This window comes from Streptococcus mitis, from assembly GCF_003942795.1.
GTDB lineage: Bacteria > Bacillota > Bacilli > Lactobacillales > Streptococcaceae > Streptococcus > Streptococcus mitis_BJ.
Genome location: NZ_RJNY01000003.1, coordinates 76,871 through 101,273 on the forward strand (window position 1 = coordinate 76,871; position 24,403 = coordinate 101,273).

Here is a 24,403-nt window from a genome sequence, read left to right on the forward strand (position 1 = left end):
GCTGATTTCAAACCTCGGACAGTTTCTTAAACTGTTTGAACCAACTAAACTCGTTAATATCGTTGTGAAATAAGATAGAAATCCTTCAGAGTAGAATCTGGAGGATTTTTATTTGACAAGAAGTTTCTATTTTGTTAATATAATTAACAAAGAAAAGAGAGATTATGGATAAAAAAGAATTTATTACATTTAATAATCGTTTCAATAGATTTATTTTAGCATTTGAACAGCTAAAAAAAAATCAACATAAAATTAGTATTGACAAATCCATTACGTTGAATGAGGTACATTTGATTGTTGTGATTGGGAAAAATCAGCCCTTAAATCTAGTGAAATTATCTGAATTATTAAAAGTTTCGAGAAGTGCAATAACTCAAAGTGTTAGGAGATTAATTCAAAAAAATTTAGTTGTTTTTGATTTTGCTCCGAATAATGGGAAAAATAAATATTTGAGATTATCTGAAAAAGGCATCGAAGTTTTTAAAATCCATAAGGAGCAACAAGCATATATTGAAGAATCGGTCTTTTCAGTTTTAAACAACTATAGCGAGGGGGAGCTTCAAACAGTTGTGAAATTGATGGATGATATTGAAAATGTATGGGGAGGATTACCGTGGTGAAAGTCACGGTAAATTTTAAATTGGGTTGTTAAGTGTATTAACAAAAGGAGAAGATATGACTGTAAACATTGAACTGATTTCACAAACTGACTTAGCAGATGAATCTTTTTATATTACTATCAATGGTTTAGAACCAAGGACAAGGTATTGTGTAGAAATGTACCTGTCTGATTATTACTGTATAAATGCTCCCTTACTTTTAGATCATGATGTCGTGTGGAAATCAACCGCAATTTTTTTAACTGATCAGGGCGGTATGATTGATACCTCTCAGACAGCATCTATTTCGGGATCTTATAAAGGAGTTTCAGAAATGGGCTTGTTCTTTAATGCGAAACCGTTGAAGAATAGGAAAAGGAGATTACCCAGTTCTCTTGATAGAATTCCATTGCGAGATTGTTTCGGTGTTGAAATTAAAATCAGGCTGGGGAAAGATGTGGTCACGGAGCAAAGTTTTGTAAGGCGTTATATGAATCTGGGAATAAGGTATCAAGATATTTATGATAAGCATTTTCAAGGTCGATTATTTTATGATGAAAAGTTAAGAAAGGCGCCAGCCGTGATTATTGTTAGTGGTAGTGAGGGAAGAATTGAAAAAGCTCAGAACATTGCCCAACTTTTATCTTCTAGAGGCTATATTTGTCTTGCGATAGCTTATTTTGGTTTAGAGGGGTTACCCCAAAACTTAGAACGAATTCCGATAGAATGTCTGGAGGAAGCGAAAAATTTTCTATATCATCATCCTCAAGTTGATAATACAAAAATAGGAATATATGGTCGTTCTAAAGGAGCAGAGCTTGTTTTGGCTGGACAAAGTATTTTGGATGATGTGCAATGTTTGGTACTCAATTCCCCCTCAAATGTAATATTTGAGGGAATAAAGGGAAAACTCAACTCTCATTCATCTTCTTGGACATATTTGCAAAAAGAACTTCCGTATCAAAAATTTCAACTAGGAAATTATTTGTTAAACAAGTTTTTTGGAAAACATATTTCGGAAGATAGTAGGGCTCAGATTGATGTGAGTAAAATTTCCTCTCCTTTATTATTGCTAGGAAGCGATGTTGATGAAATATGGAATGCGTCATCCGCGATAGATGATATTATTTCACATTATAAAGGGAAATCCATTTTGTTTAAAAAATACCATGAAACGGGGCATATGTTGACGGTTGCTTATCAACCGAATCATCGTTATCGAAAAGATTGGCGCTTATTAATGAAAGAAAGTGAAGACTCTTGGTTTGCCACGATAAATTTTTTTGATACACATCTGAAAAATTTGTAGATAGTGCTGAACCGTGCTATAATAGTTCCAACTAAGATAAAAACACAGTTCTGGTTGGTAGTCCAGACGTAGGCAAGCCTATCAGTAACCTTCCTCCTTGGTTGTCCATTCTTAGGGATAGATTTAAGGAGGTGCTGTCGTGGAAATCGTTTCAATTGGCTTGACAGTTTATTTTGAAGATGGATTTTGGCATGGATTGTTTGAACAAGAGTGTGAGGGAACTTATCAAGTTTGTCGTGTGACATTTGGTCAGGAACCAAAAGAGGATGAAATTTTGAGACTTATACAGATTCAGTTTGTTCGGTTATCTTTTAGTTCAGAGGCGACAGTCAAACAGCATGTGAAGATTAAGAATCCGAAGCGTCTGCAACGAGCTGTAAAGAAACAGGTGAAGCAGGAAGTTTCTTCTAAGTCACAAGAGCTTTTACAGTTGCAGCATGAGGAACGAAAAAAGCATTCAAAACAACAGTCCAGTCTCCAAAAGCAATTGCTCAAGCAAGAGAAATTTGAACGCAAACAGCAAAAACGTAGAGAGAAGCACAAGGGGCACTAGTGACTCTCTCTTTCATAAAATAGAACGGCTCTTCTTGGATAACAAGAGCTATTTTTGCTTGTATTGAAGATTTCTTTCCTAATAGATAGACTTATCGTTAATGGCAGTTTCAAATTCAGGACCATATTTGCTTGCTTCAAATTCAATCATATCCCATTCAGCAATTTCATTTTGCTAGAAGGGAGTGTGTGCCATGATTTCTGATTCATTTTTTATTGTTTGGTTTAGCGAGAACAATACTACCGGATCTTGGAGTTTTCTGCCGGATACTATAAAACATCTCTTTTATAGCGCATATTTAAAAATATAATGTGTGGTTGTAAGTGTTTTTCAATTTCCTTTAGTGATTCGATAGGAGAAAAACGAGCCTGCTCTACTTTAATTTAACCCCCATTATTTTACCACTTAGCCTTTCATTTTAACTGCTTATCTCAAAAGTCGATTTTTCTTTCATTCTTTTTGTTAAACTAGTGTGGTTAAGAGGAGGAAAAAATATGATTTTACAAGCTAAACATTTGACTAAACGGTACGGCAATCATATGGCTGTCGATGATATTCAGTTAGAGTTTGAAAAAGGAAGTTTCAATGCTATTTTGGGACCCAATGGTGCAGGGAAATCAACCACTATTTCCATGTTAATCGGGTTGAAAAAGCCGACACAAGGTCAGATTCGATATGTGCCAAATACGAAAATCGGAGTGGTTTTTCAAGCTAGTGTACTGGATGAGATGTTGACGGTTAGGGAAAATCTCACGATTCGTGCTCAACAGTATAAGGAAATTGTGGCAAGTCGTGTGGATGATTTGATCCATCAACTGGGTTTGACTGCTTTCCAGAAACAACTCTATGGAACTTTGTCAGGTGGGCAAAAACGTCGGGTTGATATTGCGCGTGCTCTTCTTTCGCGACCAGATATTCTTTTCTTGGATGAACCAACGACAGGTCTTGATATTCAGACTCGCAAATCCATCTGGGATCTGCTGTATCGACTACAAAAGGATGAAGGGATGACTATTATCTTAACGACTCATTATCTGGATGAAGCAGATGAAGCGGATCAGATCTATATCGTTGATCATGGGAAAGTGATTGCGCAAGGTTCTGCGACTGCTATTAAAAGTCAGTATGCATCTAATATCCTAAAAATTCGTTTTAAGGAAATGAAGGATTTAGAAAAGTTGCTACAGACTGGAATGACAGTAGAGGAAGAAAATGAGTTGGAATATCTTTTTTATCCAAGGACGTCACAGGAAGCCATTGAATATTTGGCAAAAGTTCGAGAAGAAATTGATTCTTTTGAGTTTCGCCCAGGTACTATGGATGATGCCTTTATTGCACTTACAGGAAGAGAGGTTCGCTAATGCTAGCTTTATTGAAACGGAATTTTATCTTATATTTTCGTAATCGTTCGGGAGTGTTTTTCTCATTATTGGGGGCATTGATTTCCTTCCTCCTTTATATCATTTTTTTGCAGAAGAACTTGACGGATTCTTGGTCCCAACTCCCTAATAGTACGAACCTTTTAAATAACTGGCTGATGGGTGGGACCTTGGCTGTGACTGGGATGACAACCAGTTTTACGGCTCTTAAACAAATGGTTCAGGACCGCGAAAATCAAGTGGATCAAGATCTCTTCTTGACAGATTTAGGTAACTGGGGCTTACAGGCGTCCTATCTAATCAGTAGTATTGTTATTTCTTTTGTCATGCAGGTGTTTATGTATGCTGTTATGAGTTTTTATTTTAAAGAGAGCCCAGTTATCAGTCATTTACCGGAAATCGCTTTGATTATGCTGTTAAGCAGTCTGCTTTCAAGTTTGGTAAATGTTCTCTTGATTTACCGTTTTCAATCTGTAGATAGCCTTGGTAAACTGGCAACGATAGTGGGAACTGCTTCTGGATTTTTAGTAGGAACTTATATCCCCATTGGAGTATTACCTGATTCTGCACAGCTTTTCATGAAATGTACCCCTGCAACTTATATTGCTTCTCTCTATCGACAAGTCTTAATGAAAGAGCGGTTAGAGACTGCATTTTCAGGAAATAACAGTCTGTTACAGGAATTTCAAGAAAAAATGGGAATCCAAATCAACTGGCAAGAACTATTGACAAAGGAAGAAACATACTTTATAGTGGTTATTATCAGTCTCGTCGCTATTCTTCTTTGGCTTTTATTTGTTAAAGTGTTTAGCAAGAGAAAATAAAGACGTATTGGAGAGAAAATGAAGATTCGTTTTGAAATGAAGACAGAGTTTTCAGAAAAAGACCCACACATTTTAATTCAGGCAGCTCAGTTAACCGACCAAGCAAGAGAGGTCATGGAGTATTTAGAACAATTTTCAACGACCAATCAGGTGGTCATTCCTATTCGAACGGATGATCATCTGGTTATGGTGAAAATTGAGGATCTTATTCTAGCAGATATCGATAAGAATTTGTTGACCATTTATACGGTAGACGGGATTTATAAAACTAAGGAAACATTGACAAACTTTCAGAATCGAATTAATCGACGTAACTTTATACAGATATCGCGTCATTCAGTTATAAACATTGACCATTTAGAGTCATTATCGGATAGCTTTTCAGGGAACATGATGGCTAAGATGACTCGGGGTATCAAATCGAGTGTGAGTCGGAAATACGTTAAGTCCTTAATGGATTATCTAGGTTTATAGGAGAAAATCATGAAGCGATTGATTGCTTATTTTGTATCGGGAATGCGTACGGCCTCCTTTGTTTATTTGAGTTTGGTGTTATTGGCTCAGTTTTATTCAGGTATTACCTATCCTGCGCCAACGACAAAAAATATTCTAGCTTTGTTTTTGATGAGTGGAATTATGGGGGTATTGACTTTAATCCTTGAAAGACTAGAGTTTCTTGCTTATAGTATGCGTGTAGGAGTTCATTTGTTAGCGACAGCTACTATTTTAGTATTGACCTACTTATTTTTTGGCTGGGGTTCAGCATTGTTGAGTCCCTTGCTTTGGTTCTTTTTCTTATTAATTTATGGACTGATATGGTTGTACCAGATCTGGCAAACTCACAAGCTCACCCAACGAATTAATCAAGCCTTAGAAGATAAAAGAAAGAAAACGAATCACTAATGTAGTGTTGAGGATGAGGTTTGAGGAGAACGCTAGTTTCCATATAGAGCAATTTAGGATATAGTATTTTCAGTGTAAAACAAGGAGAAAACAATGCCAGTAAATGAATATGGTCAGATGATTGGTGAGTCAATGGAAGGTTATACACCAGGTGAATTGCCTTCCATTGATTTCTTAGAAGGGCGCTACGCTCGAATAGAGGCTCTTTCGCTGGAAAAGCATGCGGAGGATTTACTAGCTGTTTATGGTCCAGATACTCCTTGGGAGATGTGGACCTATCTCTTTCAGGAACCAGTGGCAGATATGGAGAAACTGGTTACCGTTTTAAATCAGATGTTGGCTCGTAAGGACCGTTTTTACTATGCGATTATAGACAAGGCAACTGGTAAGGCCTTGGGAACTTTTTCTCTCATGCGAATTGACCAGAATAACCGAGTAATAGAAGTGGGAGCTGTCACTTTTTCTCCAGAACTCAGGGGAACACGTATAGGAACAGAGGCTCAATATCTTCTGGCTCGCTATGTTTTTGAAGAGCTTAACTATCGTCGCTATGAGTGGAAATGCGATGCTCTAAATCTGCCATCAAGACGAGCAGCAGAACGATTGGGCTTTGTCTATGAAGGAACCTTCCGCCAGGCAGTTGTTTATAAGGGGCGCACGAGGGATACGGATTGGCTCGCTATGATTGATAAGGACTGGCCTCAAGTTAAAGCTCGTTTGGAAACATGGTTGGCTCCTGAAAATTTTGATAAAAATGGACGGCAGTACAAGAGCTTGAGAGAATTCTAAGAGGTGTTGGGATGATAACTATTAGAAAGCAAGAAATCGTCAAGCTAGAGGATGTTTTGCATCTTTATCAGGCAGTTGGATGGACAAATTATACCCATCAACCTCAGATGTTGGAGAAAGCCTTGTCTCACTCATTAGCGATTTATCTGGCACTTGATGGTGATGCCGTGGTGGGCTTGGTCCGTTTAGTCGGAGATGGTTTTTCATCGATTTTTATCCAGGATTTGCTCGTTTTGCCTAGCTATCAGCGCCAAGGGATTGGTAGCAACTTGATGAAAGAGGCTTTAGGTGACTTCAAAGATGCCTATCAAGTCCAACTAGTGACCGAACTGACAGAAAAAACCTTGGGATTCTATCGTTCTCTGGGATTTGAAACCTTATCTACTTATGATTGTACAGGAATGATTTGGGTAGATCGAAAAAGATAAAAAAATTATTTTTTCTTAAGTAAAGTTTAAGCCTTTTCCTGTATTATATAATCATTAAATAAAGACCTCCTAACTTTATTTAATGAAATCCTAAACTTTTCTTTTTCATCATAATCTCCTAAAGAAGTCACCCAATCAGGTGGCTTTTTTATGACTTGGGGAGGAAAAATCCATTTGAAAAAAATTTTTTAAAAAATGATAAATCAGAGAAAAAGTTAAGTTAGCTTTAAGATTCATCTTGTATTATATAATCATTAAATAAAGACCTCCTAATACTCTTCGAAAATCTCACCAACCTTCGTTAGAGTCGACTTAGCTAACTATAGTTATGCTTGCGTCTATCTGCCTAGTCTGATTTCGATTTTCATTGAGTACCCTTTATTTAATGAAATCCTAAACTTTTCTTTTTCATAATAATCTCCCTAAAGAGGCCACCCAATCAGGTGGCTTTTTTGTTTGTGGCTTGGATTTTTGATATAATAGAACCATGAGTAGAATTTTAGATAATGAAATCATGGGGGATGAGGAGTTAGTAGAACGTACGCTCCGCCCTCAGTATTTACGTGAATATATTGGGCAGGATAAGGTCAAGGACCAGCTGCAAATCTTTATTGAGGCAGCAAAAATGCGGGATGAGGCGCTGGACCATGTACTCTTATTTGGCCCTCCAGGACTTGGGAAAACAACCATGGCTTTTGTCATTGCTAATGAACTGGGAGTCAATCTCAAGCAAACGTCAGGTCCTGTCATTGAAAAAGCGGGTGACTTGGTAGCGATTTTGAATGATTTGGAACCTGGAGATGTCCTCTTTATTGACGAAATTCATCGCTTGCCCATGTCGGTGGAAGAGGTGCTTTATAGTGCCATGGAGGACTTCTACATTGATATCATGATTGGTGCTGGTGAAGGTAGTCGCAGTGTTCATTTGGAGTTACCACCTTTTACCTTGATTGGTGCGACGACCCGTGCGGGTATGCTCTCAAATCCACTACGGGCACGTTTTGGAATTACAGGTCACATGGAGTATTATGCCCATGCTGACTTGACGGAAGTTGTCGAGCGGACGGCAGATATTTTTGAGATGGAAATTACTCATGAAGCAGCTGCTGAGCTGGCCTTACGCAGTCGGGGAACTCCTCGTATTGCCAATCGTCTCCTTAAGCGCGTGCGCGACTTTGCCCAGATAATGGGGGATGGCTTAATCGATGATATCATTACGGATAAGGCCTTGACTATGCTTGATGTAGACCATGAGGGGTTAGACTATGTGGACCAGAAAATCCTTCGTACCATGATTGAGATGTACGGTGGTGGTCCAGTCGGGCTGGGAACCCTTTCTGTTAATATTGCCGAGGAGCGCGAGACGGTGGAGGACATGTACGAACCCTACCTGATTCAGAAAGGTTTCATCATGCGAACTCGTTCTGGACGGGTGGCAACTGCTAAGGCATATGAGCATTTAGGGTATGAATACAATGAAAAATGAGCAAGATATTCTAGAGATTTTTAGAAAAAATCCAGATATGATGACCATTCTGACTATCATCCAAGATCTTGGCCTGAAAGACTCCTGGTTGGCAGCAGGGTCTGTCAGGAATTTCATCTGGAATCTCTTGTCAGACAAATCGCCTTTTGACCGTGAAACAGATGTGGATGTGATTTTCTTTGATCCAGATGTTTCTTATGAGGAAACAGTATCCCTAGAGAAAAAGCTGAGAGAAGATTTTCCTCAGTACCAGTGGGAGTTGAAAAATCAGGTCTATATGCATCAGCACAGTCCTCACACTTCACCCTATACAAGTTCTCGTGATGCTATGAGTAAGTATCCCGAGCGCTGCACGGCGGTAGGCCTTCGCTTGCATGCCGACGCAACTTTAGAGCTCTTTGCGCCTTATGGTTTAGAGGATATTATGAACTTCCAAGTTTTCCCAACTCCTCATTTTTTAGAGAATGAGGACCGGATGGAGCTCTATCAAGAACGCCTGTCCAAGAAAAATTGGCAAGAAAAATGGGAAAATCTTACTTTTTCAAAAAACTTAAGAAAAGTTTAAGTTAGGAACGGTATACTAAGTCCATAAGTTAAGAGAAACTTAACTTAAACTCCTAAAACTTTTTCATAATAATCTCCCTATAAAATAAAGTCGCCCAATCAGGCGGCTTATTTTTTGTTACTTACAAGTAATGATAGTAACTTAGCAATAGAAGAAAATAGGGAAGTATGGTATAATAAAACGATAGATTTTTGAATAGGAATAAGATCATGTTTGGATTTTTTAAGAAAGATAAAGCTGCAGAAGTAGAGGTTCCAAGACAGGTTCCTAATCATATTGGCATCATCATGGATGGGAATGGCCGCTGGGCTAAGAGACGCATGCAACCACGGGTTTTCGGACACAAGGCAGGGATGGAATCCCTCCAAAAGGTGACCAAGGCAGCCAACAAACTGGGCGTTAAGGTCATCACGGTTTATGCCTTTTCAACGGAAAATTGGACACGCCCAGATCAAGAAGTCAAGTTTATCATGAACTTGCCAGTCGAATTTTATGATAACTACGTCCCTGAATTGCACGCAAATAACGTTAAGATTCAGATGATTGGAGAGACAGACCGTTTGCCTAAGCCGACTTTTGAAGCTTTGAAAAAAGCAGAGGAATTGACCAAGAACAATACGGGCTTGATTCTCAATTTTGCGCTTAACTACGGTGGTCGTGCTGAAATTACGCAGACTGTTAAGCTGATTTCTCAGGATGTTTTAGATGCGAAAATCAAACCGGGTGATATCACAGAGGAATTGATTGGCAACTATCTCTTCACCCAACATTTGCCTAAGGATGTGCGAGATCCGGACTTGATTATTCGTACAAGTGGAGAATTACGCTTGAGCAATTTCCTTCCATGGCAGGGGGCGTATAGTGAGCTCTATTTTACGGATACCCTGTGGCCTGATTTTGACGAGGCAGCCTTGCAGGAAGCAATTCTTGCCTACAATCGTCGACAACGCCGATTTGGAGGAGTTTAGGAGAAAATATGACCAAGGATTTACAAGAGAGAACACTGTTTGCTGGACTGGCTCTGCTTATCTTCCTTCCCGTCTTGTTTGTTGGTGGGCTCTTGTTGCAGATAGGAATTGGCTTGATAGCTATGCTGGCTGTTCATGAGCTTCTGCATATGAAGGGACTAAAGACTATGACCATTGAGGGCACCTTGACCCTCCTTGCAACCTTTGAACTCACAATCCCCTTAGAAAATTACCTAACTTTTTTGCCGGTTGATGGCAATGTAGTTGCCTACAGTGTTTTGATTACAATTATGTTAGGAACGACTGTTTTCAGTAAAAACTATACGATTGAAGATGCTGCCTTTCCGATTGCTGTGAGTTTCTATGTTGGTTTTGGCTTCAATGCCTTACTAGACGCTCGTATAGCTGGATTTGATAAGGTTCTTCTGGCTCTCTTTATCGTTTGGGCAACAGATAGTGCAGCTTATCTGACGGGGGTGAATTTTGGCAAGCATAAGTTAGCCCCGAGAGTTTCTCCTAATAAGAGTATTGAGGGCTTTGTTGGGGGGATTCTAGGTGCTGTACTGATAACAGTACTCTTCATGCTAGTGGACAGTACAGTTGCTCTTCCCTATGGAATTTATAGGATGAGTCTTTTTGCCGCATTCTTCAGTGTGGCAGGCCAGTTTGGTGACTTGATTGAGAGTGCCATGAAACGCCATTTCGGTGTCAAGGATTCTGGAAAATTTATCCCTGGACATGGCGGTGTATTAGATCGCTTTGACAGCATGTTGGTTGTGTTTCCAATGATGCACTTATTTGGCCTGTTTTAAAGAAAGGAAGATTGAATGATTGGATTGCTAACCTTTATCCTCGTTTTTGGGATTATAGTGGTGGTGCATGAGTTTGGACATTTTTACTTTGCCAAGAAATCAGGCATTCTAGTTCGTGAATTTGCTATTGGTATGGGCCCCAAGATTTTTGCCCATATCGGTAAGGACGGCACTGCTTATACCATTCGGATCCTTCCTTTAGGAGGGTATGTTCGTATGGCTGGTTGGGGTGATGATGCGACAGAGATCAAAACAGGAACCCCGGTCAGTTTAACACTTGCCGACGATGGTAAGGTCAAACGGATCAACCTCTCAGGAAAGAAACTGGATCAAACGGCTCTTCCTATGCAGGTAACTCAGTTTGACTTTGAAGAAAAGCTCTTTATCAAGGGGTTGGTCCTGGAAGAAGAAAAGACTTTTGCAGTGGATCATGATGCAACGGTTGTTGAAGAAGATGGAACCGAAGTGCGCATCGCTCCTCTGGATGTACAGTATCAAAATGCTTCTATCTGGGGCAAGCTCATCACCAACTTTGCAGGTCCTATGAATAACTTTATCTTAGGTGTTGTTGTTTTTTGGATCTTGATCTTTTTGCAGGGCGGTGTTAGAGATACTCAGACAAACCTCTTTCACGTCATGCCAGAGGGAGCTTTGGCTAAGGTGGGTGTAGCTGAGACAGCTCAAATTACTAAGGTCGGCTCGCATGAGGTTAAAAATTGGCAAGACTTAACCCAGGCTGTGGAAGCAGATACCAAGGACAAGACCGCTCCGACCTTGGATGTGACCATTTCTGAAAATGGTAGCGAAAAACAAGTAACTGTGACGCCAGAAGAGAATCAAGGACGTTACATTCTCGGGGTTCAACCGGGAGTCAAGTCAGACTTTCTGTCCATGTTTGTTGGTGGCTTTACAACCGCTGCTGACTCAGGGCTCCGTATTCTTTCGGCTCTGAAAAACTTGATTTTCCATCCAGACTTGAACAAACTCGGTGGTCCCGTTGCCATCTTTAAGGCAAGTAGCGATGCTGCTAAAAATGGTATTGAGAATGTCCTCTACTTCCTAGCCATGATTTCCATCAATATTGGAATTTTTAACTTGATTCCGATCCCGGCTTTGGATGGTGGAAAGATTGTGCTCAATATCTTAGAGGCTATCCGCCGGAAACCCCTTAAACAAGAAATTGAAACCTATGTCACCATGGCTGGTGTAGTTATCATGGTTGTCTTGATGCTAGCTGTGACCTGGAATGACATTATGCGACTCTTCTTTTAGATAATCGAGGAATATTATGAAACAAAGTAAAATGCTAATCCCTACGCTTCGCGAAATGCCAAGCGATGCTCAAGTTATCAGCCACGCCCTTATGTTGCGTGCTGGTTATGTTCGTCAAGTTTCTGCTGGTGTTTATTCTTACCTACCACTTGCTAATCGTGTGATTGAAAAGGCTAAGAATATCATGCGCCAAGAGTTTGATAAGATTGGTGCGGTGGAGATGTTGGCTCCTGCCCTTCTCAGTGCTGATCTTTGGCGTGAATCTGGTCGTTATGAAACCTATGGTGAAGACCTTTATAAACTGAAAAACCGTGAAAAGTCAGACTTTATCCTAGGTCCAACTCACGAAGAAACTTTTACAGCTATTGTTCGTGACTCTGTCAAGTCTTACAAGCAATTGCCACTTAATCTTTACCAAATTCAGCCTAAGTACCGTGATGAAAAACGTCCACGTAACGGACTTCTCCGTACGCGTGAATTTATCATGAAAGACGGCTATAGTTTCCATGCTAATTACGATAGTTTGGATGTGACTTATGACGAGTACAAAGCGGCCTACGAACGTATTTTCACTCGTAGTGGCTTGGACTTCAAGGCCATCATAGGTGACGGTGGCGCTATGGGTGGTAAGGATAGCCAAGAATTTATGGCCATTACACCAGCCCGTACAGACCTCGACCGCTGGGTTGTCTTAGACAAGTCAGTTGCCTCATTTGATGAAATTCCTGCAGAAGTGCAAGAAGAAATCAAGGCAGAATTGCTCAAATGGATGGTTTCTGGTGAAGACACCATTGCCTACTCAAGTGAGTCTAGCTATGCAGCTAACTTAGAAATGGCAACAAACGAGTACAAACCAAGCAACCGTGTCGTTGCGGAAGAAGAAGTGACTCGAGTGGAAACTCCAGGTGTTAAATCCATCGATGAAGTTGCAGCCTTCCTTAACGTGCCAGAAGAGCAAACGATTAAAACTCTCTTCTACATGGCAGATGGAGAGCTTGTTGCAGCCCTTCTAGTTGGAAATGACCAACTCAATGAAGTCAAGTTGAAAAACCACTTGGGAGCAGATTTCTTTGATGTTGCGAGCGAAGAAGAAGTAGCAAATGTTATCCCAGCAGGCTTTGGTTCGCTTGGTCCAGTTGGTTTGCCAGAGAATGTGAAAATCATTGCAGACCGTAAGGTGCAAGATGTTCGCAATGCTGTTGTGGGTGCTAACGAAGATGGCTACCACTTGACTGGTGTGAACCCAGGTCGTGATTTTACTGCAGAATACGTGGATATCCGCGAAGTTCGTGAGGGTGAAATTTCACCGGACGGACAAGGTGTTCTAAACTTCGCGCGTGGTATCGAGATCGGTCATATTTTCAAACTCGGAACTCGCTACTCAGCAAGCATGGGTGCAGATGTCTTGGACGAGAATGGTCGTGCTGTGCCAATCATCATGGGTTGTTACGGTATCGGTGTTAGCCGTCTTCTCTCAGCCGTTATAGAGCAACACGCTCGCCTCTTTGTCAACAAAACGCCAAAAGGTGAATACCGTTACGCTTGGGGAGTTAACTTCCCTAAAGAATTGGCACCATTTGATGTGCATTTGATTACTGTCAATGTTAAAGATGAAGAAGCGCAAGCCTTGACAGAAAAATTGGAAGTCAACTTGATGGAAGCTGGTTACGAAGTCTTGACAGATGACCGTAACGAGCGTGTCGGAGTGAAGTTTAGCGATAGTGACTTGATTGGTCTTCCAATCCGTATCACTGTTGGGAAGAAAGCGGCTGATGGTATTGTCGAAGTTAAGATCAAGGCAACTGGTGACACCATTGAAGTTCACGCAGACAACTTGCTCGAAACCCTTGAAATCCTAAGCAAGAAATAAAAACTATAATCAGAAGAAAAACAAGGCAAAAATGTAACTAGTTTTTACCTTGTTTTTTCTATATAATGAGAGTGAATAAATACATAATCAAGTTAAGAGGTATAATAATGTTAAAATTTCCAAAGGATTTTGTCTGGGGTTCCTCTACTTCTGGACCACAGACAGAAGGTCGTGTACCTGGTGACGGCAAGGGAGACAATCTCTGGGATTATTGGTTCAAAGTAGAGCCAAATCGCTACTACAATGGAATTGGACCTGACAAAACATCAACTTTCTATGAAAACTGGGAAAAGGATATTGAGCTTTTGGTAGAGACTGGGCATACAGCCTTCCGAACTTCTATCCAGTGGTCTCGTATTTTCCCACAGGGGCGTGGAGAGGTCAATCCGCAAGGGGTGGTTTTCTACCGTCAGGTCTTTGAAGCGATTAAGGCCAAGGGGATTCGTCTCTTAGTCAATCTCTATCACTTTGACCTGTCTTTTGCCCTCCAAGAAGATGGGGATGGTTGGGAAAATAAGACAACCGTCAAGGCTTATGAAGACTATGCTCGTTTTTGTTTTGAGACTTATGGTGACTTGGTGGACCAATGGATCACCTTTAACGAGCCCATTGTCCCCGTAGAATTTGGCTATTTTTACGATGCCCACTATCCTCACAAGGTAGATGCCAAAGCGGCGGTTAAGGTTGCTTATCATACGCAACTGGCTAGCAGTCTTGCGGTTAAGGTCTGTCATGAAGTTTTGCCTGATGCTAAGATTGGGATTGTCCTTAACTTGACACCGGCTTATCCACGTAGCCAGCATCCTGCTGATGTCAAGGCTGCTCGCATTGCCGACCTCTTCCAAGCCCAATCTTTCCTAGATCCGTCTGTCTTGGGGGCTTATCCACAGGAGTTGGTAGAAATCTTGTCTGAGCATGATTTGCTGCCAGACTACACAGCAGAGGAGTTGGAGCTTATTCGCGATCATACTGTGGACTTCCTTGGGGTCAACTACTACCAACCTTTGCGTGTCATGGCGCCACGTTTTGCTAAACATCCTGATAGCCCGCTTTTGCCAGAGCATTTCTACGAACCTTACGTCATGCCGGGCCGTAAAATCAATCCTCACCGCGGTTGGGAAATCTACGAGCAGGGGATTTATGATATCGCTCAAAATATCAAGGAAAATTATGGTAATATTGAGTGGATGCTGACAGAGAATGGCATGGGTGTTGAAGGTGAAGAAAAATTCCGTCAAGATGGGATGATTCAGGACGACTATCGTATCGACTTTGTCAAAGGGCATCTGCGTGAACTTCACCGTGCCATTGAAGACGGGGCCAACTGTAAGGGCTACTTGATTTGGACCTTTATCGACTGCTGGTCATGGCTCAACAGCTATAAAAATCGTTATGGTTTGATTGAACTTGACTTGGAAACACAGGAACGTCGCCTGAAGAAATCAGGCCACTGGTTCAAGGAACTAAGTGATAATAATGGATTTTAAGAATAAAAAGAGTGAGATGGCGTTCATCTCACTTTTTATTACAATATCATCACCAAGGTCCCAATCGTAATCAGGATACAGCCAATAATTGTTTTAAACGTCAGGATATCTTGTAGGAAGAAAAAGGCTAGAACGAGGGTAATGACGAGACTGAATTTATCGACAGCAGATACCTCAGTCGCATTGCCCATCTGTAGTGCCTTGTAGTAGCAGAGCCAGGAGGCGCCAGTGGCCAAGCCAGATAAGATGAGAAAGAGCCAACTTTTTCTACTGATATTGACAATTTCGGTCTGACTATTGGTTAAGAAAACCATGGCCCAGGCCATAAGAATGACGACGACTGTACGAATAGCGGTTGCTAGATTGGATGGAACTCCCTCAATCCCAATTTTGGCTAAAATTGACGTTAAGGCTGCAAAGACAGCTGATAAAAGTGCGAAGAAAAACCACATGGCAAATACCTCCTCTTTTTATTATAAGTAATTGATGCTGACTTGTCAGGTATTAAGTGAAATTCTGATAAAATATCATCTAGAAAAACTATACCAATTTTTATCCTTGACAAGTAAGAAAAACAAGTATATACTGTTTTTGCTGATTCCGTAAAGCGAGAATTAGACTATACCAATTTAAGGAGAAAGCACAGCTGGTCTGTGTCGTATATACTATGTGTGGAATTGTTGGTGTTGTTGGAAACACAAATGCAACTGATATTTTGATTCAAGGGCTTGAAAAGCTTGAATACCGTGGTTATGATTCTGCGGGGATTTTTGTCCTAGGTGGTGCTGAAAATCATCTAGTCAAGACTGTCGGTCGTATCGCAGAATTGTCTGCTAAGACAGCCGGTGTTGAGGGAACAACAGGTATCGGACATACGCGTTGGGCGACTCACGGGAAACCAACGGAAGACAATGCTCACCCACACCGCTCTGAGACAGGACGTTTTGTCTTGGTGCACAATGGGGTGATTGAAAACTACCTTGAAATCAAGAAAGAATACCTTGCAGGTCACCACTTCAAGGGGCAAACAGATACGGAAATCGCCGTTCACTTGATTGGGAAATTTGCAGAAGAAGATGGTCTTTCAGTTCTTGAAGCCTTCAAAAAAGCCCTTCACATCATCCGTGGGTCTTATGCCTTTGCCTTGATTGATTCACAAGATCCTGAAGTCATCTATGTCGCTAAGAACAAATCACCACTTTTGATTGGTCTTGGAGAAGGCTACAACATGGTCTGCTCAGATGCTATGGCTATGATTCGTGAAACCAACCAATACATGGAAATCCATGACCAAGAGTTGGTTATCGTGAAAGCTGATAGCGTTGAAGTTCAGGACTATGATGGCAATCGTCGTGAGCGTGCTAGCTACACTGCTGAACTTGACTTGTCTGATATCGGTAAGGGAACTTATCCTTACTACATGCTCAAGGAAATAGATGAGCAACCAACGGTGATGCGTAAACTTATCCAAGCCTACACAGATGAGGCTGGTCAAGTAGTCGTTGACCCAGCTATCATCAAGGCTGTTCAAGACGCAGACCGTATTTACATTCTTGCAGCTGGGACATCTTACCACGCAGGATTTGCTTCTAAGAAGATGCTGGAAGAATTGACAGATACACCTGTTGAACTTGGAATTTCATCTGAGTGGGGCTACGGTATGCCCCTTCTCAGCAAGAAACCACTCTTTATCTTTATCAGCCAGTCTGGTGAAACAGCTGACAGTCGTCAAGTTTTGGTCAAGGCCAATGAAATGGGGATTCCGAGTTTGACAGTGACAAACGTGCCAGGTTCAACTCTTTCTCGTGAAGCCAACCATACTATGCTTCTTCACGCGGGTCCTGAAATTGCTGTGGCATCAACCAAGGCCTACACAGCACAAATCGCAGCTCTTGCCTTCCTTGCAAAAGCAGTTGGAGAAGCAAACGGCAATGCCAAAGCGCAAGCTTTTGACCTGGTTCATGAATTGTCAATCGTGGCTCAGTCTATCGAATCAACCCTTTCAGAAAAAGAAACGATCGATGCTAAAGTTCGTGACCTTCTTGAAACAACTCGCAATGCCTTTTACATTGGACGTGGTCAAGATTACTACGTAGCCATGGAAGCAAGTCTCAAGCTCAAAGAGATTTCTTACATCCAATGTGAAGGCTTTGCGGCAGGAGAACTCAAGCACGGAACCATTGCCTTGATTGAAGAAGGGACGCCTGTCTTGGCCCTCTTGTCAGATCCAGTCCTTGCCAACCATACTCGTGGAAATATCCAAGAGGTCGCAGCCCGTGGTGCCAAGGTTCTCACTATCGCAGAAGAAAATGTTGCTAAAGACACAGACGATATCGTCCTTACGACCGTACACCCTTACCTCTCACCAATCTCAATGGTCGTACCAACGCAATTGGTCGCTTACTTTGCAACACTCCACCGTGGCCTTGATGTGGACAAACCACGTAACCTTGCTAAGTCAGTAACAGTAGAATAAGCAAAGAAAGTGGCTCTTTGTCAACTGTAGTAGGTTGAAGAAAAGCTAAGCTCGAGAAAGGACGAAATTCGTCCTTTCTTTTTTGATGTTCAGAGCGATAAAAACGTTTATCGCTGAGTTTACGGCTATCCTGTTGAATGAGCTTCCAGTAACGTTTGATGGCCTTATTCATGGGACTTTCGCTCAAACTGATTCATGATTTGGACACGCAAACGACTTATAGCACGGCTTAAGTGTTGGAGTAAAACAGTCCAGTGGACTGTTTCAGCCTGAGTTCAGAAATATAATAACGAAGGGTAAAAACGATCGAGAACGATTTTAGCACACGGAAAAGCTGTTTAGCTAAGTCATAATAAGGACTAAACATACCCATAGTAATGATTTTCACCTGACAACGAACAGCTCGATTGTAGCGAAGAAAGTGATTTCGGATGACAGCTTGTGTTCTTTCCTCAGGGACAGTGATGATATCGAGCTTGTCAAAATCTTGCGCAATGAAACTCATCTTCAACATCCCAGGATATAATCTCAGGAAGATGCGAAAAATCATGCTTAAAGTGGAAGTCATTGAGTTTTCGAATGACAGTTGAAAATGTAATTGTTCCATGTGATTCTTTCTAATGAGTTGTTTAGTCACTTTTCATTATAGATTTTATGGAACTTTTATATCTAATAAATTGTAAAATATAGTGTCACAAAAAAACTCATAGCGTTTCATTGGTGTAAACTGTAAGTAACCACACAAACAGAATCCCGAGGAAAAACTATGAGCTACTTCCATCTTACCATAACCGACCGAATAAAGAGAGAAACCTACTTGGAATTAGGTTTGAAACCTTGCCAAATTGCAAATAAACTTGGCGTCCATAAGTCTACCATTTCAAGAGAGTTAAGACGATGCCAAAATGGTTACTCCGCAGCCCTAGCACAGGAAGAGTACGACCACAGGGCTAAGCAAAAAGGTCGGAAGTCTCGTTTGACACCAACGTTGAAAAAGGAAATTGAGGACGGTTTAAAATACCACGGTCTGTTAGTTGATAGAGAGTTCTCATAGAACAAGAAACCCCCTATTTAGATAAGTTCCTTTAATGACATCAAGGCTCCAATTTTGTTCTAAATGGGTTTGGATGATTGCGAAAGGCTTGTTTTTTTCATGCTACAGCGTTTCTTATTGACTTTATATCGGTTATGTAATCATAAGCAGAGTACCCCTCTTTCAGATAGTTGGTGACAGTGTAGATTGTCTGTTTTGATCTTTCTAGTGCGTTCGCAATATCTGAAACTTTTATGTTTTCTTGATAGTGAGCCTCTATCATTACAAGTTCGTTTGTGGTAAGATGAGTATAGGTCATTTATGTTAGTTCCTTTCAGACAAATGTGGTAGTTTATCTGAGCCTAACATAGATGGCTTTTTCTGTCTAGCTTAATTTTATAAATGGGGAGTCTTAAAACTCGACTTTAAATTCATAAGGTGGAGTGGGATTTTCTTGAGTAGTCCAATTTTTGATAATGACCATCGTTTGTTCAACGATTAATTGGGTTAAGATATCGTCGGGTAAGTGAAATTCTTTACTTTGAGGGTGCACATTTTCCATCCCCTGTTTGATATAGGTGGAGACATAAATTGTTCAAAAGAAGGAGCAATTGCAGAAGTATATAGACAAGCAATCTACCTTATTCCCTCATAAATAGCAGAAAGAACATTATCGACTACGTAATCAAAGGGATTAGCATCTTTAACCATATCATAATTACTATAAACTTGGTGAATTTGCTCATCAATCATAGCATGTATATGGTCAATAATTTTTTGAAAATTTCTAAAATGTTTTCGATAAATGGCTTGATGCGTGAGTCCAGCTTGGCGGGCAATTTCTGATACAATAAAGGTTGTTTTATCAGGATGTTCTAAGGCTAATTCAAAAAAGTATTAATGATTTTTTGACGAGTATCTTCTAACATTATAAATCCCTCTTATTTATCGTATACAAAAGTGGGAAGAGCGTTAGAGTTAAGTGCTTTAACCAGTGGCTGGACTGGGCTTCCTTTCGCTTCGGAAGGTCGCTTCTTTTCGATTTTTGTAGCAAGAAGTAGACAGGTCATTTTTGGATAAATGAAAATTATGCATTTAGAAGTTTGCAACACAATGTTACATTTTTGTTACATCTGGAAATGAAATGGTAAAAAATCTTGACAAAATGGAGAAAAAAGGATACTATAGCTGTGATATAGTGTTGAAAGTTTAACATTATAATCAACAACTGCATATTGCATATGTTTTAAATATCGAATAGTTAGAATATTGCAAATAGCTAGTTGACTCATATTTTTAAAAAAGGAGAAATATTTATGGATAAAAATGCACGACGCAGGTTACGCAGAGCAAGCACTGAAAAGCGACTTCGATATTCAGTGCGTAAGTTTAGTGCAGGTGTGGCTTCTGTAGCAGTCGCAGCATTCATGTTCTTTGGGGGGAATGTTGTCTCAGCCGATATGCTAGCTACGGCAGATTCTTCAAGTACCTCTACGGAGAAAACGACCTCTGTGCCAGATTCAGGGAAAAATTCGAGAATGGATGATTCTGAGTCGGCCGTAGGTAAGGATTCAACCGTAACAACTGTTGCTGAAAGCAATGCAGTTTCAAGTGCTACATCTACAGTATCTTCTACCTCTGCAGAAGATTTATCTAGCAAAGTAGAAGACAAGAATGTTAAATCAGAAGCTACTTCGCAAGTATCTAAAGCTTCAGTAGCGACTAGTCAATCAGCTGTTCCTGCAACTCAGTCTGAGGCTCTAGTTAGCCCAGCTACTTCAGCTACTGCGGAGTCAACTGCAGTTTCATCTGAAGCAGCTGCAGATGAAACTGCTGCTGTAGAACCTAAGGTATCAGTTGAAAAAGCAGCTAGCCAAGCAGCTAGTTTGGCAACAGCTAGCAAAACACCAAATGAAATAGCACGAAGCAAAGTAAATTCCACATTGGCTGCTGCCCAACGCGAAGTGGATAAAGGTTATTCTGGTTTCCGTAAAGCAGGAGAAAGTGGCTTCCGTTCGTCTGCATCACAAACAGGGAAGGTAACTGTAACAAAAGAAAATTTCCTTGACTATTTCAAATTGAATGGCTCAGCTACCTATAACCAACATGATGGTATTGTAACCCTTACTCCAGATGAAACCTCTAAGGGAGGTAATTTCAGTCTGAATAGTAAGATTAATATGAACCAAAGCTTCAAGCTGATTGGTGCGGTTAACCTTGGTGACAAGACACAAGCTAAAGGTGGTGCCGATGGTATCGGTTTTGCCTTCCATACAGGGAATATAACAGATCTAGGTGCCTCCGGTGGTAACCTTGGTATCGGTGGTTTGCGTAACGCAACTGGTTTCAAATTGGATACTTACCGGAATCTCTACGTGCCACCAAAAGGAGGACGTTTTGATACTAACGACGCGACTTTCTTCGAATATGGTTGGGCTGAAGACCCTAATCTAGGACAGTTCGGTTCCTGGGTAAATACCACTTTTAAAAAAATTAAAGGACAAAATGGCGAATATGATCGTTGGTGGGCTGAGACAGACGCTGGTAGCGCCCAACCTTTGGACTCAAGTGACATAGACGGTAAATTCCATGACTTTACTATCCAGTATGATGGTGCAACCAAGGAATTGACAGTTACTTATAGAAGTAATCTCGGTGAAAAACAATGGAAGAAGACGGTCAACTCTCCAGAAGAACTGATGTCTATGGTGGTTACAGCTTCGACTGGTGGCAACAAGAACTTGCAACAGTTTAAGATTGAAAGTTTTGATTTCTACCAAGGTGCTTCTGTTGGCGTACGTTATGAAGATGAGCAAGGTCGAGAAATTGCTGAGGGCTCAGTAACCTATCCACAAGGTGCCTTCAAAGGTAAAACTTATACCACTGAACAAAAATCAATCCCAAACTATGACTTTGTTGGGTTGAAAAAGGGTAGTTTGCCACCTTCAGGAAGTCTGGCTGACTGGGGTAACAACGGTACAGTAACCTACGTTTACCGTCAAGGTAAAGAGCCAGTAACAGACCCAGCTAAATTGAATAGCAAAGTAACTCGTACGATCAAGTACGAATACGCAGATGGTGAGACAGCCGGTCGTCCAGCTCTGAAAGCTCCTGTGACTCAAGAAGCAACCTTCACACGTACAGGTGAACGCAATCGTGTAACTGGCGTTGAAACCTTCGGNGCATGGACACCAGCTACGAAAGAATTGGCCCAAGAAGACACACCAGTCGTAACTGGATTCGTGGCAGATAAGGCGAATGTAGCAGCGAAGACAGTGACTCCTGATGATAAGGATAGCGAAGAAGTTGTACAATACAAGAAGCTCGGTTCATACGTACCAAATGTACCAGACGGACTTCCAAAAGTACCAAACCTTCCATATCCAAACGATCCAACAGATCCAACGAAACCAGGTACTGATCTTCCATTGATTCCACATGTACCAGGAACTACACCAGTAGGCCCAGATGGCACAACACCATTGACACCGAAAGATCCGAGCGATCCAAGCAAGGGTTACAACCCACCACCAATTCCAAACGATCCAACTCAGGATACACCAATCAGTTATGTGAAAGATGGTCAAAAAGCGATTATTACCTTCGTAGACCAAGACGATAACAACAAGGAACTTGGTAAGGTCGTTGAAAGCGGTAAGTCAGGTGAGCCAATCGGAACTACCAACTACGCAGCCCGTCTGAAAGAATTGACAGACAAGGGTTACGAAGTGGTGAACGATGAGTTCGCAGGACCTAAGAACTTTGACAATGATAATAAGACGGACCAACAATTCGTGGTTACTCTTCGTCAAGGTAAAGAGCCAGTAACAGACCCAGCTAAATTGAATAGCAAAGTAACTCGTACGATCAAGTACGAATACGCAGATGGTGAGACAGCCGGTCGTCCAGCTCTGAAAGCTCCTGTGACTCAAGAAGCAACCTTCACACGTACAGGTGAACGCAATCGTGTAACTGGCGTTGAAACCTTCGGTGCATGGACACCAGCTACGAAAGAATTGGCCCAAGAAGACACACCAGTCGTAACTGGATTCGTGGCAGATAAGGCGAATGTAGCAGCGAAGACAGTGACTCCTGATGATAAGGATAGCGAAGAAGTTGTACAATACAAGAAGCTCGGTTCATACGTACCAAATGTACCAGACGGACTTCCAAAAGTACCAAACCTTCCATATCCAAACGATCCAACAGATCCAACGAAACCAGGTACNGATCTTCCATTGATTCCACATGTACCAGGAACTACACCAGTAGGCCCAGATGGCACAACACCGTTGACACCGAAAGATCCGAGCGATCCAAGCAAGGGATACAACCCACCACCAATTCCAAACGATCCAACTCAGGATACACCAATCAGTTATGTAACTGATAAGCAAAAAGCTATCACAAACTTCGTAACTGAAAATGGTAAAGTAGTATCAACTCCAGTAGTAGATGAAGGTGATTCAGGAGCTAACTTCACTAAGTCTAAAGTTGATGAAGTAACTAAGACTATTGAAAAACTTGAAAAAGCTGGATATAGAGTAGTTAAGAACGACTTCCCATCTAAAGATACAGACAGAGTATTTGATAAAGATAAATCTGTAGATCAAATCTTCAATGTAACAGTAGCTGAAAGAATCATTCCAGTTACACCAGGTAAACCAGTAGATCCAAATGATCCAAACTTACCGAAAAACCCAGATGGAACTCCAGTAACGCCATCTACACCAGAACCAGGTAAACCAGTATTCCCTAACGATCCAAACAGCCCAGTATGGCCAAGTACTGTGAAAGATCTTGTAACTGAGAAATCAGCTACACGTACTATCAAGTATGTAGATCGTGACGGAAAAGAAGTATCTGAAACTCGTGTTGAAACAATTAAATTCACTCGTGATGCTAAAGTTAACTTAGTAACAGGAGAAATCACATATGTAGAATGGACAACAGATCGTAACGACGATATCTTCAACGGATACCCAGTACCAGTAGTTAAAGGATACATCGCTAAAGCTGGTGATTTAGAATCATCAACTAAAGATATTAAAGTAACACCGGATACAATCAAAGATATCAACGAAACAGTTGTTTACGATAAGTTAGGATCATGGGTACCAAATATCCCAGGAACACCAACAAATCCAATTCCATATCCAAACGATCCGAAAGATCCGACAAAACCAGGAAGTGATAAACCACACGTACCTTACGTCCCAGGATTCACTCCGGTAGATCCAAACGGAAACCCACTGAAACCAGTTGATCCAAATGATCCAACTAAAGGATACGAAGTACCAAACATACCAAGCGATCCAACTAAGGACACACCAATCAACTACGTTCCAGTACCACAACCAACCCCAACTCCAGTTCAACCAGCAGCACCTTCTACACCTCAATATATGGATGGCCAACATGAACTTCCAAATACAGGTACAGAAGACAATGCTAGCCTAGCAGCACTTGGACTTCTCGGAGTATTGAGTGGATTTGGTCTTGTGGCTCGTAAGAAGAAAGAAGACTAAGCTTTCTAATTGATATGATTTGTTTGCAATGAACATATCTTCCTTAAAAGGATCTTTTCTACCATTTGTCAAGTCTATTAAGGCTTTAAGTAAAAAAAGAGATAAGACAGTAGCTATTCTGA

Annotated in this window: 19 protein-coding genes and 3 pseudogenes; 19 read left to right on the forward strand and 3 right to left on the reverse strand. The window is 41.0% G+C overall.

Annotation, left to right across the window (positions count from 1 at the left end; all coding sequences use genetic code 11):
• The first annotated feature begins 164 nt into the window (after positions 1–164).
• The 16 genes from D8847_RS02405 (at position 165) to D8847_RS02485 (ending at position 15,244) form a co-directional block, all read left to right on the forward strand.
• Positions 165–620 carry a MarR family winged helix-turn-helix transcriptional regulator gene (locus D8847_RS02405; RefSeq protein WP_125840481.1) on the forward strand — a complete coding sequence of 152 codons (456 nt, stop codon included), beginning with the start codon at positions 165–167 and terminating at the stop codon, positions 618–620.
• Positions 621–675: 55 nt separating this feature from the next.
• Positions 676–1,908 carry an acyl-CoA thioesterase/bile acid-CoA:amino acid N-acyltransferase family protein gene (locus D8847_RS02410; protein WP_125840482.1) on the forward strand — a complete coding sequence of 411 codons (1,233 nt, stop codon included), beginning with the start codon at positions 676–678 and terminating at the stop codon, positions 1,906–1,908.
• Between the two features lie 139 nt (positions 1,909–2,047).
• Complete coding sequence (locus D8847_RS02415) at positions 2,048–2,461, forward strand: YjdF family protein (RefSeq protein ID WP_125441878.1); 414 nt, start codon at positions 2,048–2,050, stop codon at positions 2,459–2,461.
• 494 nt (positions 2,462–2,955) lie between these two features.
• Positions 2,956–3,822, forward strand: coding sequence for an ABC transporter ATP-binding protein (locus D8847_RS02425; RefSeq protein WP_125840483.1), 867 nt, complete (start codon positions 2,956–2,958; stop codon positions 3,820–3,822).
• Entirely contained in the window at positions 3,822–4,664 is an 843-nt protein-coding gene (locus D8847_RS02430; protein WP_125840484.1) for an ABC transporter permease, read from the forward strand. Before D8847_RS02425 ends, D8847_RS02430 begins: the two co-directional genes overlap by 1 nt.
• Before the next feature lie 18 nt (positions 4,665–4,682).
• Positions 4,683–5,138 (forward strand): LytTR family DNA-binding domain-containing protein, encoded by a 456-nt coding sequence (locus D8847_RS02435; RefSeq protein ID WP_000701938.1) that lies wholly within the window; start codon positions 4,683–4,685, stop codon positions 5,136–5,138.
• Between the two features lie 9 nt (positions 5,139–5,147).
• On the forward strand, positions 5,148–5,567 hold the full coding sequence (locus tag D8847_RS02440; protein WP_000825486.1) for a DUF3021 domain-containing protein: 420 nt from the start codon (positions 5,148–5,150) through the stop codon (positions 5,565–5,567).
• A 93-nt stretch (positions 5,568–5,660) separates the two neighbouring features.
• Positions 5,661–6,356, forward strand: a complete 696-nt coding sequence (locus tag D8847_RS02445; RefSeq protein ID WP_125840485.1) for a GNAT family N-acetyltransferase — start codon at positions 5,661–5,663, stop codon at positions 6,354–6,356.
• Positions 6,357–6,367: 11 nt separating this feature from the next.
• The gene (locus D8847_RS02450; protein WP_125840486.1) at positions 6,368–6,784 is read left to right on the forward strand and encodes a GNAT family N-acetyltransferase; all 417 of its coding nucleotides are present in this window, start codon (positions 6,368–6,370) and stop codon (positions 6,782–6,784) included.
• Between the two features lie 487 nt (positions 6,785–7,271).
• On the forward strand, positions 7,272–8,270 hold the full coding sequence (gene ruvB / locus D8847_RS02455; protein WP_125840487.1) for a Holliday junction branch migration DNA helicase RuvB: 999 nt from the start codon (positions 7,272–7,274) through the stop codon (positions 8,268–8,270).
• Positions 8,251–8,835, forward strand: coding sequence for a nucleotidyltransferase family protein (locus tag D8847_RS02460; RefSeq protein ID WP_125840488.1), 585 nt, complete (start codon positions 8,251–8,253; stop codon positions 8,833–8,835). Before ruvB ends, D8847_RS02460 begins: the two co-directional genes overlap by 20 nt.
• Positions 8,836–9,044: 209 nt before the next feature.
• The gene (locus D8847_RS02465; protein WP_125840489.1) at positions 9,045–9,803 is read left to right on the forward strand and encodes an isoprenyl transferase; all 759 of its coding nucleotides are present in this window, start codon (positions 9,045–9,047) and stop codon (positions 9,801–9,803) included.
• An 8-nt stretch (positions 9,804–9,811) separates the two neighbouring features.
• On the forward strand, positions 9,812–10,615 hold the full coding sequence (locus D8847_RS02470) for a phosphatidate cytidylyltransferase (protein WP_125840490.1): 804 nt from the start codon (positions 9,812–9,814) through the stop codon (positions 10,613–10,615).
• 15 nt (positions 10,616–10,630) lie between these two features.
• On the forward strand, positions 10,631–11,887 hold the full coding sequence (rseP, locus tag D8847_RS02475) for an RIP metalloprotease RseP (RefSeq protein ID WP_125840491.1): 1,257 nt from the start codon (positions 10,631–10,633) through the stop codon (positions 11,885–11,887).
• 16 nt (positions 11,888–11,903) lie between these two features.
• Positions 11,904–13,757 (forward strand): proline--tRNA ligase, encoded by a 1,854-nt coding sequence (locus tag D8847_RS02480; RefSeq protein WP_125840492.1) that lies wholly within the window; start codon positions 11,904–11,906, stop codon positions 13,755–13,757.
• A 107-nt stretch (positions 13,758–13,864) separates the two neighbouring features.
• Complete coding sequence (locus D8847_RS02485; RefSeq protein WP_125840493.1) at positions 13,865–15,244, forward strand: glycoside hydrolase family 1 protein; 1,380 nt, start codon at positions 13,865–13,867, stop codon at positions 15,242–15,244.
• Between the two features lie 38 nt (positions 15,245–15,282).
• Here D8847_RS02485 and D8847_RS02490 read toward each other — a convergent pair whose 3' ends face one another.
• Positions 15,283–15,696 (reverse strand): EamA family transporter, encoded by a 414-nt coding sequence (locus D8847_RS02490; RefSeq protein ID WP_000264214.1) that lies wholly within the window; start codon positions 15,694–15,696, stop codon positions 15,283–15,285.
• Positions 15,697–15,911: 215 nt separating this feature from the next.
• Between D8847_RS02490 and glmS the strand changes: the two genes are divergently transcribed.
• The gene (glmS, locus tag D8847_RS02495) at positions 15,912–17,720 is read left to right on the forward strand and encodes a glutamine--fructose-6-phosphate transaminase (isomerizing) (RefSeq protein ID WP_125840494.1); all 1,809 of its coding nucleotides are present in this window, start codon (positions 15,912–15,914) and stop codon (positions 17,718–17,720) included.
• A 94-nt stretch (positions 17,721–17,814) separates the two neighbouring features.
• Here glmS and D8847_RS10620 read toward each other — a convergent pair.
• Positions 17,815–18,319 (reverse strand): annotated as a pseudogene (locus tag D8847_RS10620) (transposase); the annotation flags it as partial.
• 167 nt (positions 18,320–18,486) lie between these two features.
• On the opposite strand from D8847_RS10620, the pseudogene D8847_RS02515 reads away from it, so the two are divergent.
• A pseudogene (locus D8847_RS02515) lies at positions 18,487–18,738 on the forward strand (helix-turn-helix domain-containing protein); the annotation flags it as partial.
• On the opposite strand, the pseudogene D8847_RS10870 reads toward D8847_RS02515, so the two are convergent.
• Positions 18,713–19,072 (reverse strand): annotated as a pseudogene (locus D8847_RS10870) (IS30 family transposase); the annotation flags it as partial. The pseudogenes D8847_RS02515 and D8847_RS10870 sit on opposite strands and share 26 nt — an antisense overlap.
• Before the next feature lie 997 nt (positions 19,073–20,069).
• Here D8847_RS10870 and D8847_RS02530 point away from each other — a divergent pair.
• Positions 20,070–24,281: a mucin-binding protein gene (locus D8847_RS02530; RefSeq protein ID WP_125840496.1), complete on the forward strand. Its 4,212-nt coding sequence runs from the start codon at positions 20,070–20,072 to the stop codon at positions 24,279–24,281.
• Positions 24,282–24,403: the final 122 nt, after the last annotated feature.

What these genes read in the sequence shown, in the direction of transcription:
- D8847_RS02405 (WP_125840481.1), top strand. Translation starts at nt 165, where the DNA reads ATGGATAAAAAAGAATTTATTACATTTAATAATCGTTTCAATAGATTT.
- D8847_RS02410 (WP_125840482.1), top strand. Translation starts at nt 676, where the DNA reads ATGACTGTAAACATTGAACTGATTTCACAAACTGACTTAGCAGATGAA.
- D8847_RS02425 (WP_125840483.1), top strand. Translation starts at nt 2,956, where the DNA reads ATGATTTTACAAGCTAAACATTTGACTAAACGGTACGGCAATCATATG.
- D8847_RS02430 (WP_125840484.1), top strand. Translation starts at nt 3,822, where the DNA reads ATGCTAGCTTTATTGAAACGGAATTTTATCTTATATTTTCGTAATCGT.
- D8847_RS02435 (WP_000701938.1), top strand. Translation starts at nt 4,683, where the DNA reads ATGAAGATTCGTTTTGAAATGAAGACAGAGTTTTCAGAAAAAGACCCA.
- D8847_RS02440 (WP_000825486.1), top strand. Translation starts at nt 5,148, where the DNA reads ATGAAGCGATTGATTGCTTATTTTGTATCGGGAATGCGTACGGCCTCC.
- D8847_RS02445 (WP_125840485.1), top strand. Translation starts at nt 5,661, where the DNA reads ATGCCAGTAAATGAATATGGTCAGATGATTGGTGAGTCAATGGAAGGT.
- D8847_RS02450 (WP_125840486.1), top strand. Translation starts at nt 6,368, where the DNA reads ATGATAACTATTAGAAAGCAAGAAATCGTCAAGCTAGAGGATGTTTTG.
- ruvB (WP_125840487.1), top strand. Translation starts at nt 7,272, where the DNA reads ATGAGTAGAATTTTAGATAATGAAATCATGGGGGATGAGGAGTTAGTA.
- D8847_RS02460 (WP_125840488.1), top strand. Translation starts at nt 8,251, where the DNA reads ATGAATACAATGAAAAATGAGCAAGATATTCTAGAGATTTTTAGAAAA.
- D8847_RS02465 (WP_125840489.1), top strand. Translation starts at nt 9,045, where the DNA reads ATGTTTGGATTTTTTAAGAAAGATAAAGCTGCAGAAGTAGAGGTTCCA.
- D8847_RS02470 (WP_125840490.1), top strand. Translation starts at nt 9,812, where the DNA reads ATGACCAAGGATTTACAAGAGAGAACACTGTTTGCTGGACTGGCTCTG.
- rseP (WP_125840491.1), top strand. Translation starts at nt 10,631, where the DNA reads ATGATTGGATTGCTAACCTTTATCCTCGTTTTTGGGATTATAGTGGTG.
- D8847_RS02480 (WP_125840492.1), top strand. Translation starts at nt 11,904, where the DNA reads ATGAAACAAAGTAAAATGCTAATCCCTACGCTTCGCGAAATGCCAAGC.
- D8847_RS02485 (WP_125840493.1), top strand. Translation starts at nt 13,865, where the DNA reads ATGTTAAAATTTCCAAAGGATTTTGTCTGGGGTTCCTCTACTTCTGGA.
- D8847_RS02490 (WP_000264214.1), bottom strand. Translation starts at nt 15,696, where the DNA reads ATGTGGTTTTTCTTCGCACTTTTATCAGCTGTCTTTGCAGCCTTAACG.
- glmS (WP_125840494.1), top strand. Translation starts at nt 15,912, where the DNA reads ATGTGTGGAATTGTTGGTGTTGTTGGAAACACAAATGCAACTGATATT.